Origin of the sequence: Trinickia sp., assembly GCF_051961175.1 — a bacterium.
Lineage (GTDB): Bacteria > Pseudomonadota > Gammaproteobacteria > Burkholderiales > Burkholderiaceae > Trinickia.
On sequence record NZ_JBQCDN010000087.1, the window covers coordinates 1 to 16,888 of the forward strand.

Consider the following 16,888-nt stretch of genomic DNA (forward strand, 5'->3'; position numbering starts at 1 on the left):
AGTGCGGCATTTTTTGCACCTCAATGGCCAGCACGAATCGCTTACCCATGTCGTGTGCGAGGCGCGAGGTGCGAAAGAGGACGCCGATCTCGAATTGGCGTTTAGACGAGTTTGTGATGGCGACAACAGGTCCAAGAAGCCTTTCAACTTCGACATTGTGATCTGCGACAAGAAAGCAAACTCGGAAGGTCTGCAGTTGGCCGACTTGATGGCGCGCCCGATCGGTCTGCATGTCCTTCGTCCCGACCAACAGAACCGCGCGTACGACGTGCTGTCGGCGAAATTTTTCAGTCCTGGGACGGTCGTTGCCGGGAACGGCTTGAAAGTGTTCCCCTAGAAAAGCGAAAGGCCCCAAGGTAGTCCCTGGAGCCTAGCGCCGGCCGCGTAGTCGCAACCCATTTATGGCTATAAGTTTACTTCGGGGTGCCCGGGCGCGTCAAGCTGGCCAAACATCGCCGCCCGGGCCGCCCCGTGCGGCGATGTTTGCATTCGTGCTATGAAAGCTGCGGTTTGATACTCATGGGCTTCGACGGTGCGGGCGCTGTGAATCGGCGAGGCGATCGAGGTGCCGGTCGAGAACGTCAGATCAGCGGCCGCCCCGTCGCAAGCGTGGATCAATCGCTTGATCTTGGTGGGTGACCAGGAGCTTTTGGCAACAATGCCAACGGCTGGAACGCCGTCGGCGGGATGCTGTGGAATTTCAGAGGCAACTAATCCCCGGCGCCTTCTACTGGGTCATCCCCGAGATCGATTCGGACGCTGAGTACCGAGACGAGTGGGAGCCCGGCCAGGAATGGCAGGACGAGATCCAGCCAGCGCGCTTCACTTCTCGCTCATATCGGCTCCCATGTGTCGACTGAAAGCCTACGTGCTGCGACTGCGAGCGGGGAGAGATCGGCGGCCCGCACGACCGCGCGGCCGATCGCTCGATTTCCCTGTTCGAGCGAATCCGACTATCTGGCCACGCGCACAGTATCTCGGCGCAAACGTATGACGAATTGGCGGCCCGTTCGTGCCTCGCATTTCGATAATGTCCCTTGCCGCTCAATCATCCGCTGATGGGCTGCACAAGCATTTCGAACCGAACCAATGCGGGGGATGCGATGGGATGCAGACAGGAGACGAGTTTCCGAATCAAGCCGAAGTTCATAACGGCCGTACTGGCGGGGCTCTATAGCGTCGTGCCGCTGGCGCACGCGGGCGCGCTACCGAGCGGCGGCCAGTTCGTTGGCGGGACCGGCACGATCAACGGCAGCGACAATGCGCTGACGATCAATCAAACGTCAGACCGCGGCGTGATCGACTGGAAGAGTTTTTCGATCGGCGCCGGCAGTCAGGTGAGCATCAATAACGGCACCGGTGCCACGTTGAACCGAGTCACCGGCGGCAATATGTCCGTGATCTCGGGCACGCTGTCGGCCACCGGCAGCCTTTACTTGATCAACCCGCAAGGCATCGTCGTCGGCAAGAGCGGCGTGATCTCCACAGGCGGACGCTTCGTCGCCAGTACGCTCGATACCAACGACGATGGGTTCATGATGGGCGACGTGGCGCCAAGGCTGATCGGCAGTTCCAACGCATGGATCGTGAATCTCGGGAAGATCGGCTCGACCAACGGCGATGTGTTCCTCATCGCAACCAACGAGATCGATAATCTTGGTAGCGTCAGCGCACCGAACGGCACCGCGGAGTTCGTGGTCGGGAAGCGTATCCGGCTGATGGATTCTTCGAGCGGACGGCAAGCCTTTGTCGAATTGGGCAGCGCGGGCAAGGTGGTCAACGAAGGCATGATCGATGCCGCCCAAATCAATCTGCAAGCGGCCGATGGGAACATTTATGCGCTCTCCGGGAATCACGAAGCCATTCGCGCCACCGGTACCGCGACGCGCGACGGTCATATTTGGCTGGTCGCCGGCAACGTCACGCTCGCGGGGGACTTGAATGCGGCGAATGCAAATGGCCACGGGGGTACCGTCGATACCGTTGCCCGCAATCTCGTGTTCTGCGAGTGCGGCCCAACGGTATCGGCCGCACTGTGGAATATCACGACGCCCGGCTTGATGATCGGCGACGGCGCCGCGCTGTCGTTCTCACGCAGTTTGACCGCGGGTACGTGGGTCAACGTGCAGACGACGGGCGCTTTCAATCACCACGGCGATATCGAGGTGGCTGCCGACATCGGTTGGAGCGGCGCGGCATCGCTCAAGTTGAACGCGTATCGTTCCGTGAATGTCGATAAGGGCGTGACGATCAAGAACCAAGGCAGCGGTGGTCTGGCGCTGCGTGCCGATGCAACTTCGATCGATAACGGGGGCAGCGTACTCAATAGCGGTACCGTGGATTGGTCGAAGAGCACGGGTCTCGTGAATGCCTTCTACGACATCAATGGCAGCTACAGCCCCGGCACGCTGCTCTCCAACGCGTCGTGGACAACGACGCCTTGGACCGGCCTTGTGACGCAAATCACGGGCTACAAGCTCGTCAATTCGTTGGCGGATCTGGAGAACGTCTCCAACGATCTGGCCAGCAATTACGCGCTGAGCACTAACATCGACGCAACGGCAACGAACGATGGCTCTTACGTGCCCATCGGCAGCGACAGCACGCCGTTCACCGGACAATTCGATGGACGGGGCTATAGCGTCCGTTCACTCAATGTGGTGGGGCAAAACGCGCCGGAATTGGGCTTGTTCGGAGATTTGGGCATGAGTGCGGTTGTCCGCAACCTGACCGTCGGGGGCCGTGTTTCCGAGAGCATGCCGAACGGCGCACAATCGCTGACCGGTAACGAAGGGATCCTGGCTGGCTTGAACGAGGGCACGATCGTGGGCGTCACCACGTACGGTTCCATCGATCAGCCCGGTTCAAGCAAAGATAACCCGTTCGAAGACGACACCCGTGCTGGAGGACTCGTGGGGATGAACTACGGAACGATCCTGCGCTCGTCGAGCAGTGCGGGGGTGACGTTCGGAGGAGTGAGCGGAGGGGGGCTGATTGGCGAAAATCATGGGTCCATGGACGAATCCTATGCGACGGGGACGGTGATCGCGGATGGATTCAATCTCAACGCCCATATAGGGGGCCTCATTGGCTCTTCCAGTCAAGGGGCGATCGAGCGCTCGTACGCGACGGGCGCCACCATTAATTTAGGGAACGTCGTCGCGGCCGGGGGGCTCGTGGGCGAAAATTATGGAAGTTCAATGATCGGCGAAGCCTTCGCCACGGGCGCGGTGGCGAGCGCCATGGTGCCAAAGATGGGGTATGTTGTGGGCGGCGGCATTGCAGGTTTTAACGACGGCGCTATCTCACTTAATGCCTATTGGAACATGGATACAACCGGCGCCCCGCACGTCGTCGCCGCCAACGACTTCCCCTACGGCTCGACGGGCGGGCAGGGCCTCAAGACCGCTCAGATGAGCATGCCGTCATCATTCGCCGGCTGGAACTTCGGGCCCGATGGCGCTTGGGCGATGCCAGCCGGGGCGACTCACCCGGTACTTGCCTGGCAGCTCTTGCCTTGACAATGCGGTATGCCGGCAGCTCGCCACCGGCATACCGTTTGCCTCAAGTCAACTTCCCCGAGCCTACGGGATACGCCGACGCCTCGACGACACACGGTAGAGGTAGTCGGCGATGCGATTGCCTGCAAGCACTGCCACCATGACAACCAGCGAAATTTTGATCACGGGTTTCATTGCTCGTCCTTGTGGTCATCGATCGCGGCGGCTTCCCGCGCAGGCTTCGTCTCTCTCCGGAGCCAGCGCGGGAACTGCCGATCTGGCCGTTCGGCATACTGTACGCCTCGCTCACGATCCGTGATGATGGTGGTCCGGTCGCCGCCCCTGGGCGCCCGGAGCACGCGGCAAGAGAGCGTGCCGCTCTCCGGCGGCGCTCGGGCGATGTCATGCCGCGCCCGTCCCACCCATTCCAGACCAGAGCGAGACACCGTCATGATGCCGAACGCGCGCGATTCGCGTCGCCCCCAGCCATCTGTCCGATTTCCCAGGCCCCTCGTTCCCTTCGAGGCCATCCCCGGCGATCATTCGTCATTTCACGCACGCCTAACCGAGCTTGAACAAATGACGACTGATATCCGCGAGCGCATGGCCCATGTCGAAGCAGGCTTTCTTCACCTGGCAACGAAAAACGACGTCACGACCCTCGAATCCACGCTGCTAAAGTGGTTCATCGGTACGGCGATCGCCCTGACGGGCTTCGCTTTCGCCGCGGCCAGGCTGCTGAACTGAGCGGCCCTCGCCGCGGTCCCGTGCGGCCGGAAAGCGCACCCCAGCCGGCCGTGTTCGTCCCGGAAGCGTCCGCGCCGTCGGCTCATCGAGCGGGCGGTGCGGGAGGCTGTCGAACGTCAGGCGTATCTCGAATGGGCGCCTGTTCCGGTTGCAAGTCGGTATCGGGGAGCTGCTCGGGCGTCCGAGCGGGGGGCGTGCCTCGCCCTATCTCCGATTGCGCTGGGTCGGCGTTGCCGGGTCCGGTCGATTCGGTCATGGCGTCTGCCTCCTTTAAACCCTTCGTCCAACGATGTCCGAGCAGCAACGCTCATGCCGGACGACGGCGGACGATGTTCATCGGGGCGTCGAATCAGCGGTTCACGCCACTGATCCCACCGGGCGATCGATGCCCGCTCATGCGTCACCGCGCGCGCGAAAACACGATTCCTATTCAGATCGGCTTCATCTTATTAGGCGCGCTTAGCACGTTTGGCGTTGAATGAATCTATTTCAATAAATTTTAGGACCAAGAGAAGTCTGATTTTTGGTTCCGTTCATTTGCGACAAAAAATCGTGTGATCGAACGTTGTTGGCCTCCACTGCTTGGGCTAGAATCGAACGCATCGAAAAGTTCGCCAAGGTCCGCGCATCAACGGTGCCGCCGGTTAAGAGGCCACGCCTTAGGTTTCCGCTTCGTCTCGAATTGATTGAGAGTTTTCCTGAGGACTTATCTCGAAATATAGGGTGCGCGCCGGCTATCATGTTGCGGCCTAATTGTCCTTTCTAATTCGTGCATTACTTCGTCGCCGCGCAATGAGGGTTATTAAATGACAGCGGCGGTCCTTTCATGTCGCAATGGCAATAGCGAGGATGAAACGCATGACTCCCCGGCAAGTCTTATTGTTGTCCCGTCCAAGGCATCGAATTCGCATTGCGGTCCTTGACGACCACCCGATCGTCTCACTCGGCGTCGCCACGTATCTACGCGATCACGCAGACTTCGAACTCGTGGCGAACGTCACGACGATCGACGATTTATTCGTCGTACTCGAACAGGGCGCATGCGATGTCGCGCTCGTCGATTTTTACCTGCCGGCCGATCGTCTGGACGGTGCGACGTTCATCAAACGCTTGCGTGTCGAGGTGTCGCCGCTCACCATCGTCGTCCTGTCGGCGGCGCGCGCGTGCGATGCCGAATGCGTGTGTCACCGCGCGGGCGCGAACGCGTTTCTCGAAAAATCCACGCCGTTACCGCTCATTGCCGAGGCGATCCGCCATGCCGTCGCCGCACCGCGCAAGTTCTTCGCCATGCGGGAAGGGAAAGTACAGGCGCTCATTCCTCACGCACGCGAGGATCTATTGTCCGCTGCCGAAGTCGAGATACTGCGTCATATCGCGGAAGGGCTGTCGGTGACACAAACCGCTGCGCGGCTACGGCGCAGCAAGAAGACGGTCAGCACCCATAAGCGCAGCGCGATGCGCAAATTGAGCGTGTCCGACGATCTCGGTCTGGCGCTTTTCCTCAAAGAAAAGTTCCGGTGATAGATGGGAGGAGAAGTGGCATGACCGTGGGCCGGCGACCTTTCTCGCGATACGGGTACCGTTTGTCCGGTTTTGCCTGCCCGCTCGCCCGCTTTGTGGCGGCCGCCTGGCTGCTCGCCGCGCCAGATGCGGGGGCGGGCGAGCCGGCGGCGCTACCTGCCAGCTCGTACCGCGGCGAGGCCGCCACACTTCACCAGGCGGCCGTTGCCGCAACGATCGCCGGCGGCAACCGGGTCATCGCTTCGTCGATATCCGGCGACATGGATACGCCGCCTTCGGCGCCGATCCTGCGGCCCAGGGACGCCGGGCTCTGGCGTATGACCGACGCCGAGCGGGAGTGGGCAAGCCGGCATCCGGTGGTTCGTATCGGCGTCCAGCGGCTTGGCCGCCCCTACGATTTCATCGACGACACAGGTCAATGGCAAGGGTTCGGCGCGACACTCCTCAAGCAGTTCGCGCGCGCAGCGGGGCTCCGGTTCGAACTCGTGCTGCTCGATGCCGGGCAGGAGCCGGCACAGGCGCTGCGCGATGGCGTCGTCGATCTCGTGTCGTCGTTTCCGCTGGGTCCCGGCACGTCGATGGCCGGGCTCGCAACCACGCGCGCGTACGATAGCTTCCCCTGGTCGTTCGTGCGAACAGAACAGGGCGATGCCCAATCGAACCGTATCGCCACCACGCCATGGCGGATGCGCCGGGTGGTGCCCGACGCAATGCTGGCCGATATCGAGCTCGTGCCGAGCACCACCGCAGCGGATGCGCTGCGCGCGGTACTAGCCGGCCATGCCGACGCAGCACTCATCAATGCGATCGCTGCCGAGGATCTCGGTGATCGTTACGCCCACATCCGGCTGTCGATCGACCCGGCGATGGCCGGCATCGAGCGCATAGGCTTCGCCGCCCCGCGCGTCCATCGCCCGCTCGCGATGATGCTCGATCGTTATCTGGCGTCATACAGCCCTCGCGAGCTTGCGCGGCTCGCGAGTCGAGCGCGGCCTCTGACGATCGTGCTCGGCTATGAAAAGCGCGCCGTCATCGGCCTTGCGTCGGGTGCAGCGGCCATTGCGCTGGGGGTGATCGCGGCGCTCGCATGGGCGTATCGCCGTACCCAGGCGGCGCGTGCTGCGGCCGTGGCCGCCCGGACGGAGGCGATCACCGCGCGCGAGCAGGCGCAGGCGGCCGATCGCGCGAAATCGGCGTTCGTCGCCATGATGAGCCATGAAATCCGTACGCCGATGAACGGCGTCGTGGGCGTGCTCGATCTGCTCGACACCATGACGTTGGCCGCTGAGCCGCGCCGCTATCTCGGCATCGCACAGCATTCGGCGCGGCTCATGCTGCGGGTGGTCGACGATACGCTCGATTACCTGAAAATCGAACAGGGCGCACTGACGCTCGACGCGACGCCATTCGATATTGCCGCGCTGGCCGCGTCGGCGGCTGAGTTGCATGCCCCGCTTGCCGCGCGCAAGGAGCTTGCGCTGTATTTGGCGGTGATGCCGCACTTCGACAGGTACGTCGTGGGCGACGAAGTCCGCGTCAATCAGATCGTGACGAATCTGCTCAGCAATGCAATCCGATTCACCGAACGCGGACACGTCTTGCTGGAGGTGCGACGTAAGATGGTGCGCTCGCGCCCATGGCTCGTGCTATCGGTCGTCGATACCGGCGCGGGCATCTCGGAGGTATATCGGGCTCGTCTGTTCGCACCGTTCACGCAACAGGACAGCACGACGACGCGCCGATACGGCGGGACAGGGCTCGGCTTGTCGATCGTCAAGCGCCTTATCGATCTGATGGGCGGCACGATCGACATCGAGAGCCGGGTGGGCGAAGGCACGCACGTGCGCGTGAGGTTGCCGGTTCGCTGGGGCGGGGTGTCTCGCGTATGGCCGTGCGTCGCGCCGGCGCGGGCGACGCTCGACCTGCCACTGCCGGGCATGCACGCCGCCATCCGAGCCAGCCTGGCGAAGATGGGCGTTCGATGCGTGTCGCGCGGCCGTCACGCCGATATCGAGATCACGACGGACGCCAAGGGGGCCGTCATCGTCGCGGGCAGCGACAGTCCAACGCGTGCGGTGCGAGGTTTCGATGAGCTGACGGAAGCCGTGACCACGGCGCTCAAGCGCCCGACGGCGCTGAGCGATGGTACCCAAAGCCGTATCGAACCGCACGATCGCCCGCTGCTCGTGGTGAAAGGCGGTGCTCACGCCCACTTCCCCCCTGGCGGTGGCGGCGGGCCCTGCGATCCCAGCGGGCTCGGCTGTGCCGGCGCGTTGGCGCGTGTCAGCGGAGGCGTACTGCTGATCGAAGACAACGAGGTCAATCGCGACATCATGATGCGGCAGCTTCAGGCACTCGGCATCGAAGCAGACCAAGCGGTAGACGGCGTGCAAGGCTACGCAAGCTGGCAGCGGATCCGGCCTGCACTGGTACTGCTCGACTGCCACATGCCCGGCATGGACGGGTACACGTTGGCTCGCGCGATTCGCCGCGCCGAGGCCGGCACGCTGCCGCGCACGACGATTGTCGCCATCAGCGCGAACGCGACGCACGACGACGTGCTGGCATGCCGCCAGGCAGGCATGGACGACTACCTTGCCAAACCGATCACGCGGCTCAAGCTTGCCGCGATACTTGAGAAATGGGCGGAGACGGCCGATGCCGATCCAGAACCGGAGCGCGGGTGAAACGCACGAAGCACACGAGCCCCGTGTGTTCGACTTGTCCGAGCTGTCTGAACTGTATGGTGCCGCCGGCTTGCGCACGCTGCTGGCGGTGGCGCTCGATGAGTTCGATGGCCAGCGCCTCGCCTTCGATCGCGCTTTCCAATCCGGGCAGTGGAGGGCGGCCGCACAGGCGCTGCATCGGTTGGCCGGCACGGCCGCGTTTTTTGTGCGGGACGAGTGCGTGCTCGGCCCGCTCAACCGCGCGGAGCGTGCGCTGCGTTTGGCCGACGCGCCGTTGATCCGGCTCACCGTCCCAGGCGCCTGCTCGGTACTCGCCTTGCTGCGAACCGCTTTCGTCGACGAACTCGCGGATATCAAGAAAGGGCGCTAGCGTGCGCGTGCCCGGCACGCTGTCAGCCCTGCTGCGGTGGGCAGAGTCGCACGTAACCTTGTCCGAGATTCACTGCCGCAAACGGATTTCCTTCCGTTTCTGAAAGATTGTCTGGCTGGACACCCCTTTCGACATGGAGGACATCGATGGCGATATCGCTCATTCGGACATCCAGCATCACCGCTCGATACGATTCGACCCAGACTGAGATCGTTTCGGCGATGCAAGCGGTTGCCGACGACTCGGCAGATGACCAGCCGGCGCCGATTCCAAACGGCGAGTTTCAGGCGCCGCGTGGCACCCCGTTCCAGGGCGGCATGCACGCCATCGAGCGCCGCTTGCGTCGCGCGTTAGCGCGCATGCCGCTCGACGCAGGGGGGCCAGTGCGCGCGCCGACGTTGGTTGCGCCCGCAACGGCGGGCGCAGCGGCGACGGAATCGGGCACGCCGCGCTCGATGGTGGCCGACGCGGCGGTGCTCGAGCGGATGAACGCTGCGCTGACGCAGTGGGTCGACGAAGCCAAGGCGCGGTCCTACGCGACGAGTCCGAGCGCGTTGCTGCGCGCGGTGGCGAGCCACCGTCGGCTCGACATCCCCGACGCTTTTGCCGCTACGCTCGATCCCTCGCTGCTGGCTGACGAAGCCGTGCTCGACGAAGCCGCGCTTTTATACGATCGGCTTAGCCGCGCGCCGGCCGCCGAGGGCACAACGTCTGCGCCGCCGCCGACGGCAAGCCTCCCAACGTTGCGTGCGACGTTCCTTGCCGCGCTGCGGAGCGACTACCCGAAGCGTCGTGCGCTCGATGCGTTGTTCGCGCCGAGCGCATCGTTTGCCCAGACCACGCCGTACTTCGATGGCTTTGCGTTGCGCCAGGCCGAAGGCCAATCATTCGATGAGCTCGTCGATCTACCCGCCGTATGGGCCGATCCGATACTCGCTGTTCTGCCGCCAGCCGAACGGCGCGCGCTGCTTGAGCAAAAATTCGACGAGATGGGCGAGTCCACCCGCTTTCGGATCGGCTCCATCTTGCATTCCGTGGCCACTGCTTTGCTGCGCATCGAGCGCTACGGCGGCAGGCAACCCGCCGGCCACGGCAATGAGGCCGAACTCGTCAAGGCGTTCATGCAGTGCGACGCGGCATGGAAGCAGGGCGACACGTATCCGTACCACCCGCGGCTGCTGTTCGCTGCGCACCTGGCCCGGTCGAGCGGCATCGAAGTGCTTTCGTTCGAACAGCTGAGCTTGCTGTACGAGAATCAAGTGAACGACCGCGCGCTCGAATTGATGGGGGACGGTCACGCTGGCCCGGCTGAATGGATCGCCCGCTATCTGTCGGAACGCGTCGGTCCGGATGCCAGTTGGAACGATGCCGGGCCCGCGCGCAAGGCGCAGGCGCTGCTTGATCTCTTCCCTGCATTGCGCGAGGCCGCCGATCAGGATCTCCCGATCTCGTCGCTCGCACGGGAGCTCAAGGCAAAGGGCATCCTCACGCCGAATCGCATCGCCGGCGCCGATTTCGATGCACGTGCCGCCGCGGTGATCGAGTACGCCAACGAGCGTTTGCTTGTCGGCTACGGCGAGCCGCCGTCCTTCGATCGACGCCGGAGCGCGAGCGCCATCCTGCTCCGGGTGGGTGTCCAAGCGTTGGACCTGTCCGATCCGCACCACTACACGATCGTCGGCGACAACCCGAACCTGACGAAAAGCGCATTCGGAGATCTCGTCGACGAATTCCTGGATCGAGCGGACTGGGTGGGGTTGAACGGGGCATCGATGACCTTGCCGGGCGGCGGTAGCCTGCGCCCGCGTGACGAGCTCCAACGCGAAGAGGACGCCTTCAACAAGCGTCTACCGTTCGACCCATGGGTGGTGGCATTGGCCAAGGAGCGCCTGCGAGGCCAATCGAAAGCGGTGACGCCTGACGCCGTGGCAGGCGTCGCGAATGAGATCGCAGGAAATCTTGCGGCGGAAACAGAATCGCACCGCGCATGGGTGAAGGGGTTCGAGACGTGGATCAATACCGTGCCCGTGGCCGGCCCCGTCTACAACATCGAGGAGGGTATTCGCCATCGCGATGCCGCGCGCGCCGCCTTCGGGCTGCTGTTTCTCGGCGCCGACGCGTTCGATCTCACGACGGGGGGCGGCGGCGGAGCACGCGCCCAGGCAGTCCATCCGATCGTCCCGAAGCTGCGACGCACGATTGGACGCATCGACCCGTCGCAAGTCAACATCGCCGGGCATCCGGAGATGATCGAGATGAGCGCCGATCCGATCCGCCTGACATTGCCCGATGCGAACGTGCCGCCCGAACTGCGTGCGTTGGCGCGGCAAGCACGGGAGCATCGCAGCGTCCGATGGCGGGGTTACGACGTCGTCCATCTCGAAGCCGAAGATCGCATCGTGCCTGTCACTCGCGACGGTGACGCCTATTTCGAAGTCGACTGGCAAACGAGACATCGGGTGCGCGACGCGCCCCCGATCGAATTGGATACGCAGACGAACAAGGGCCGCTTCCGCGAAATCTACCCGCCAGTGGGCAAACCGGCTGCCCCGCCTGCCGACGTACAACAGCGGATGACCGTGCAGGAGGTCACGACCTTGCTCAAGCGTGCCGACGACGCGACGCTACGCGACTTTGACGCGCTGTTTGGCGACGCCTTCGCGCAGCGCACGTCGGCGGCGAACGTTTCCCGATTCGACGCCCAGGCGTTTTACCGCAAGCTGTATGAATCGAGCGCGACGTTCCGGCGGGTGTTCAACCGCCATGCGCAAGTCGACGCGCGGGCGCGCAACGGCACGACGCAAGGCTGGAAGAAGTGGGAGTTCGTGGTTGGGGAGGCCGGGCCACTTGGGGCGCCAAGCAAAGCGTATACCGACTTCGAATACAAGCGCATTTATATGCCGAGCGATGCGGCGATCCAGGCCATGCCATACATGACAGCGGCTGGCGTGCGCACGTTGAGCAGCGAGCAAACCTATCTCCACGAGATGGTTCATGCGCTGACGGGCGGACGCGAGCCTGAGCGGGCTGTCGACTTACTGAATCGTGGGCCCGTCGTCTACTTGACCGACAAGATTTTGAGCGAAGCAGGGTATGACATGGCGGAGCAAGTGATGTATCGCCGCAGCAATCCGACATCCGACATGCCGGCCGACCAAACGGTCGAGTACAACGCGATGAAGGCCGCGCGCGAGGCCGAACGCGAGAACCGCTACCTCGACGCGCTGTTGGACGCGAAGCGCGGTGACGTGACGGCCGATACGCTCGTGGAGGGCGTGCCCGTTGCCAGGCGCATGACCGTTGCAGATACCCAAGCCGCGCTGGACGAGATCGAGGGCGTGGAGGATGAAGCCTTTCTGGCGTGGGGCGACTTCAAAACGAAGTTCGACCAAAATTTCGGCTTTTACGTACAGAACCGGACGGTGACGAACGAGCTTGCGTCCGACGCCTTGGTAGTGATCGACTTCTACGGGCGCCTCTATCAACGCAGCGTGACGTTTCGGCGGATGTTCGACAAGATGCCGGTGACCGCCGCTTCGCAGGCCAACCCATGGAAGTTGGTGCTTGAGGGCGACATCGATTTGCGCGCGCTGTCGCCGGATGGCCTTGCGCATGGTGTGGCCGACGAGGCAAAAAAAATCTATGTGCTCGACGATGGCCTGATGTACCTCACCGAAACCGGTCTGCATGACGTCGAAATCGAACGCAAGCTCACGTATCAGATGATCTGCGCGATGACCGGCATCGGGCAGGTGCCGCTACCGAAAGCCTATGCGAACCGCGGCGCAGCCGTTTATCTCACCGACAGCATCTTGAAGGAGGCCGGGTTCAACTATCCGCGTCAACTCGTTTCCGCGCTCGCGGGTCCGAACGAGGCCACCGCACAAGCGCAGTTGCTCGCGCGGCAGACCGCTGCAATGCGCAGCGCGTCGGTGGAAGACCGGTACTTGAACATCGGGTAGCGGGGGCTGCCTGACAGCGACGGTGACAGATACGTTCACCGTTCCGTCGATGAACGCTATTCGATGGACGTGCGCCGTCGCGCGAACGCGGGACGGCGCGGGCAAACGCGTGATGCACTCTGAGAATTTTCAGGCGGAGCGCCGCCTCGAAAGCATCAACAATCGAGTCATGCTTCGAAGCGTTGCACATCGGTTGCTTCGAGCACTTCACCGTACTGACTCGACATGACTTTCATCGACGTTCCCACGCTGCTTCAACCGCTCGATCCCGCCTCGCCGTGCGGGCCGGAACTCGAGTATTCGCCGCGTTACCTCGAGGCGGCCCGCGCGCTCGAAGGGAGCCCCGAGGTGCAATACGGCGAAACGCATATCGCGGCTGTCGAGCCGGACTGGAAGCGCGTGAAGGCCATCGCACTCGAGTTGTTGGCCGACAGCCACGACTTGCGTTTGTCCGTATGGCTGACACGTGCGCTCGTTGCGCTGCACGGCGTATCGGCCATCGCGGAGGGTCTTGCGTTAATCGAGGGTCTGCTCACGCAGTACTGGGACGCGTTTCATCCGCAACTCGATGCCGACGACGAATTCGATCCCACTGCCCGCATCAACGTTTTGCTTTCGCTCGATGACAAAGCCGCTTTCGTACGCGACCTCCGATGGGCGACGCTTCTCGTATCCGAGCGCCATGGCCGGGTTCGCATCACCGACATCGAATGCGCGGCGGGCGAGCGGGACGCCAGCAGCATGGCGCTCGAACCGTCGGCGATCGATGCGGCGTTCGCCGACGCGGCGTTCGAAGACGTCTGTGCACTCGACGATGCACTCGCGCGCGCGGTGTCGTCGCTGCAGAACATCGACGCGAGATTGAACGAGCGTGTCGGCCAGGGGTGCTGGGTGTCGTTGCCCGCGCTCGAACAGGTGCTCTTGCGCGCCCACCGGAGCGTGAGCGCACAACGCGCGCGACATCCGGCTTCGACCGAACGCGCGACCGGGTTTCTTGAATCCGTCGAGCCCGGCGCCGTCGACATGCCGGTGGCGCCCGAGCGCATCGCCGGCCGCGACGAGGTCGTGCTTACGCTCGATCGCTTGTGCGCGTACTACGCGGCGGCGGAGCCATCGAGCCCCGTGCCGATCCTCCTGCGACGAGCACGCCGGCTCGTGGGGATGGGCTTCGCCGATCTCGTTGCGGATCTGACGCCAGCGGGCGTCAGCGAGGCTAAGCACTGGGCAGGCCCGTCCGAGTCGTGAGCCTGCCGTCATTTTTTTGTTTCAGCGAACCCGGAGGGAGGACGTTTGCATGAGTAGCGAAAGCAGCCAAAAGTTCTTGGGGCGCACGCGTGCGCCGCGCGTGCAGATCGAATATGACGTCGAAGTGTACGGCGCGCAAAAGAAGGTGAGTCTTCCGTTCGTAATGGGTGTCCTGGCCGAGCTGTCGGGCCAATCGACGCAGCCGCAAGCACCCGTGAGCGAACGGCAGTTTCTCGAGATCGACAGCGATAACTTCGACGAACGACTGAAGGCGATGAAGCCGCGTGTCGCCGCGATGGTGCCGAACACGCTGACAGGAGAAGGGCGGCTCGGGATCGATTTGACCTTCGAATCGATGGACGACTTTTCCCCGGCGGCGCTCGCGCGGCGTGTCGAACCGCTGAATCGTTTGCTCGAGGCGCGTGGCCACCTCGCGAACCTGCTGACCTACATGGACGGCAAGGTGGATGCCGAGGCGCTGGTGGCCCAACTTCTCGGCGATCCCGCGTTGATGCGCACGTTGTGTTCGGCGCCGAATGGGCAAGCGCAGCGCGCCGGCGAACCGGTCGTCAGCGAGGATGCTTCCGACGCCGATGGGGGCCTTGACGCCGAAGCCGGCACACCGCCCGCCGCTTAATTCCCCGCACGCAATCAGGAAACCCAACCATGTCAGAGCTCAGCCCTGCAGCGCAGCTTGATGCGCAGACACAAGCGGCGGTGGCCGACGGCACCGAGGCGGTCGAGTCGATTCAGTCGGACGATTTCGGCAGCCTGCTGCAAAAGGCATTCAAGCCGAAAACAGAGAAGGCCCAAGAGGCCGTCGAAAACGCGGTGCGCACGCTCGCCGAGCAAGCCCTGCTGGACGCCGCGTGCATTTCCCCCGACGTGATCGGTACCGTCGAGGCGCTCGTTGCCGCGATTGACCGCAAGCTCACCGAGCAAATCAACGAGATCTTGCATTGCAGTGCATTTCAGCAAGTCGAAGGCGCGTGGCGCGGCCTGCACCATCTCGTCAGCAACACGGAAACCGACGAACAGCTGAAGCTGCGCGTCATGAATATTTCGAAGGCCGAGCTGCACAAGAGCCTCAAGAAGTACAAGGGTTCAGCCTGGGACCAGAGCCCGTTGTTTAAAAAGCTCTACGAAGAAGAATACGGTCAGTTCGGCGGACAGCCCTACGGAGCGCTCATGGCCGATTACTACTTCGACAACAGCGGGCCCGATGTCGATCTGCTCGCCCAGATGGCCAAGATCTGTGCCGCGGCGCATGCACCGTTCATCGCCGGTGCCTCGCCGGCCGTGATGCTGATGGAGTCGTGGCAAGAACTGGCGAACCCACGCGACATCGCGAAGCTGTTTCAAACGCCGGAGCACACGGCGTGGCGGGCGCTGCGCGAATCCGAGGACTCACGCTATATCGGGCTCGCGTTGCCGCGCTTTCTGGCGCGGGCACCGTACGGCGCCAAAAGCGATCCCGTCGATGCCTTTGCGTTCGAGGAAGACACGGCCGAAGGCGACAGCGGCCGCTATACCTGGGCGAACGCCGCCTACGCGATGGCGGTGAACATCAATCGCTCGTTTAAAAACTACGGCTGGTGTTCGCGCATTCGGGGCGTCGAATCGGGCGGGGCGGTGGAGGGACTGCCGGTACACGTCTTTCCGACCGATGACGGCGGGCTCGACGCGAAATGTCCGACCGAAATCGGCATCAGCGATCGACGTGAAGCGGAGCTTTCCAAAGCGGGCTTTCTGCCGCTCGTGCACATGAAGCATTCGGGGATGGCCGCGTTCATTGGCGCGCAGTCGTTGCACAAGAGCGCCGAGTACGACGATCCGGAAGCGACGGCGAATGCCGCATTGGCCGCTCGGCTGCCCTATCTGTTCGCGTGCAGCCGGTTCGCCCACTACTTGAAGTGCATCGCTCGCGACAAGATCGGTTCGTTCAAAAGCAAGGACGAGATGCAGCGTTGGCTTTACCAATGGGTCATGACGTATGTCGACGGTATGCCGAGCCATTCGTCGGAACAGACGAAGGCGTCCAAACCCCTCGCCGACGCAACGGTCGTTGTCGAGGAGGTGGAAGGCAACCCCGGCTACTACACCTCGCGCTTTTATTTGAAGCCGCATTACCAGCTCGAAGGGTTGACCGTCTCGCTGCGGCTGGTGAGCAAGCTGCCGGCGGTCGGTGGCCAGTAACGCCCGCGGTTCCATTTTGTACCCGTTGCACGCCGGTTGTCGGCGAATACAACGGCATTTCTCAACCATGGATAGGAGTCCTAATGAGTTACGACAATATCGTCAAGACGATGAAGATGACCGGCATCGACGGCGAATCGCAAGTGCAGGGTACCGACAAGGAAATGGACGTGCTGAGCTTTTCGTACGACGCGTCGATCCCGATGGAAGGGCGCGGCCCTGGCCTGTCCGGCAGCGGCGCCGCCTATGTCTCTCCGGTGAGCGTGTCCAAGGTCGTCTGCTGCGCCACGCCGAAGATCGAGGCGCAGTTCTACAGCGGCAAGCCGATTGGCACCGTGACGTTGAAAGACTATAAGGCCGATGGCGACAAAGCGCCGGCGCCCTTCGTCATCGTGACGCTGACGAACGCGCGCATCCACACGTACCACGCCGAGGGCTCGAACGAGCATTTGGAACTCACGTTCGAGAAGATCGAGCGTGAATACTTCTCGCAGAGCACCGAGTCGAGTGCGCTCGTTTCGAAGGGCAAGACGGCCTTCGATATGTTGACGAAGCAGGTTTCGTAAGCCGAGTCGACGCGCGGGGCCCGGTGGTGCCCCGCGCCCCAGACCGAAGTTCGCGCGTTCAAAACCAACAACAAAACCAACCCAAACAAAACAA

The 16,888-nt window shown here is 63.0% G+C and carries 11 protein-coding genes; all 11 read left to right on the top strand.

The genetic code is table 11. The features are described 5' to 3' along the window. Positions 1-337: DUF3800 domain-containing protein (locus tag ACTHL0_RS04585; RefSeq protein ID WP_440565407.1), on the top strand; the 337-nt coding region annotated here is incomplete at its 5' end. 766 nt (positions 338-1,103) lie between these two features. Then, positions 1,104-3,521 (top strand): two-partner secretion domain-containing protein, encoded by a 2,418-nt coding sequence (locus ACTHL0_RS04590; protein ID WP_440565408.1) that lies wholly within the window; start codon positions 1,104-1,106, stop codon positions 3,519-3,521. A 558-nt stretch (positions 3,522-4,079) separates the two neighbouring features. Next, positions 4,080-4,247, top strand: a complete 168-nt coding sequence (locus tag ACTHL0_RS04595) for a hypothetical protein (RefSeq protein WP_440565409.1) — start codon at positions 4,080-4,082, stop codon at positions 4,245-4,247. An 858-nt stretch (positions 4,248-5,105) separates the two neighbouring features. After that, positions 5,106-5,768 carry a response regulator transcription factor gene (locus tag ACTHL0_RS04600; RefSeq protein ID WP_440565410.1) on the top strand — a complete coding sequence of 221 codons (663 nt, stop codon included), beginning with the start codon at positions 5,106-5,108 and terminating at the stop codon, positions 5,766-5,768. Positions 5,769-5,788: 20 nt separating this feature from the next. Then, complete coding sequence (locus ACTHL0_RS04605; protein WP_440565411.1) at positions 5,789-8,455, top strand: ATP-binding protein; 2,667 nt, start codon at positions 5,789-5,791, stop codon at positions 8,453-8,455. Continuing rightward, positions 8,427-8,825 carry a hypothetical protein gene (locus tag ACTHL0_RS04610; protein WP_440565412.1) on the top strand — a complete coding sequence of 133 codons (399 nt, stop codon included), beginning with the start codon at positions 8,427-8,429 and terminating at the stop codon, positions 8,823-8,825. Before ACTHL0_RS04605 ends, ACTHL0_RS04610 begins: the two co-directional genes overlap by 29 nt. A 146-nt stretch (positions 8,826-8,971) precedes the next feature. Further along, on the top strand, positions 8,972-12,787 hold the full coding sequence (locus tag ACTHL0_RS04615) for a hypothetical protein (RefSeq protein ID WP_440565413.1): 3,816 nt from the start codon (positions 8,972-8,974) through the stop codon (positions 12,785-12,787). 225 nt (positions 12,788-13,012) lie between these two features. Continuing rightward, positions 13,013-14,032, top strand: coding sequence for a type VI secretion system protein TssA (gene tssA / locus ACTHL0_RS04620; protein WP_440565414.1), 1,020 nt, complete (start codon positions 13,013-13,015; stop codon positions 14,030-14,032). A 49-nt stretch (positions 14,033-14,081) separates the two neighbouring features. Continuing rightward, a complete protein-coding gene (gene tssB, locus ACTHL0_RS04625) occupies positions 14,082-14,669 on the top strand; it encodes a type VI secretion system contractile sheath small subunit (RefSeq protein ID WP_440565415.1) in 588 nt (195 codons plus the stop codon). Between the two features lie 29 nt (positions 14,670-14,698). Beyond that, the gene (gene tssC, locus ACTHL0_RS04630; RefSeq protein ID WP_440565416.1) at positions 14,699-16,228 is read left to right on the top strand and encodes a type VI secretion system contractile sheath large subunit; all 1,530 of its coding nucleotides are present in this window, start codon (positions 14,699-14,701) and stop codon (positions 16,226-16,228) included. Between the two features lie 83 nt (positions 16,229-16,311). Next, positions 16,312-16,794, top strand: a complete 483-nt coding sequence (locus tag ACTHL0_RS04635) for a type VI secretion system tube protein Hcp (RefSeq protein ID WP_440565417.1) — start codon at positions 16,312-16,314, stop codon at positions 16,792-16,794. The last annotated feature ends 94 nt before the right edge of the window (positions 16,795-16,888 follow it).

Bases quoted from the DNA above. Each gene is read 5' to 3' on its own strand.
- tssB (WP_440565415.1), top strand. From the start codon at position 14,082: ATGAGTAGCGAAAGCAGCCAAAAGTTCTTGGGGCGCACGCGTGCGCCG.
- ACTHL0_RS04635 (WP_440565417.1), top strand. From the start codon at position 16,312: ATGAGTTACGACAATATCGTCAAGACGATGAAGATGACCGGCATCGAC.
- ACTHL0_RS04595 (WP_440565409.1), top strand. From the start codon at position 4,080: ATGACGACTGATATCCGCGAGCGCATGGCCCATGTCGAAGCAGGCTTT.
- ACTHL0_RS04610 (WP_440565412.1), top strand. From the start codon at position 8,427: ATGCCGATCCAGAACCGGAGCGCGGGTGAAACGCACGAAGCACACGAG.
- ACTHL0_RS04615 (WP_440565413.1), top strand. From the start codon at position 8,972: ATGGCGATATCGCTCATTCGGACATCCAGCATCACCGCTCGATACGAT.
- tssA (WP_440565414.1), top strand. From the start codon at position 13,013: ATGACTTTCATCGACGTTCCCACGCTGCTTCAACCGCTCGATCCCGCC.
- ACTHL0_RS04605 (WP_440565411.1), top strand. From the start codon at position 5,789: ATGACCGTGGGCCGGCGACCTTTCTCGCGATACGGGTACCGTTTGTCC.
- tssC (WP_440565416.1), top strand. From the start codon at position 14,699: ATGTCAGAGCTCAGCCCTGCAGCGCAGCTTGATGCGCAGACACAAGCG.
- ACTHL0_RS04590 (WP_440565408.1), top strand. From the start codon at position 1,104: ATGGGATGCAGACAGGAGACGAGTTTCCGAATCAAGCCGAAGTTCATA.
- ACTHL0_RS04600 (WP_440565410.1), top strand. From the start codon at position 5,106: ATGACTCCCCGGCAAGTCTTATTGTTGTCCCGTCCAAGGCATCGAATT.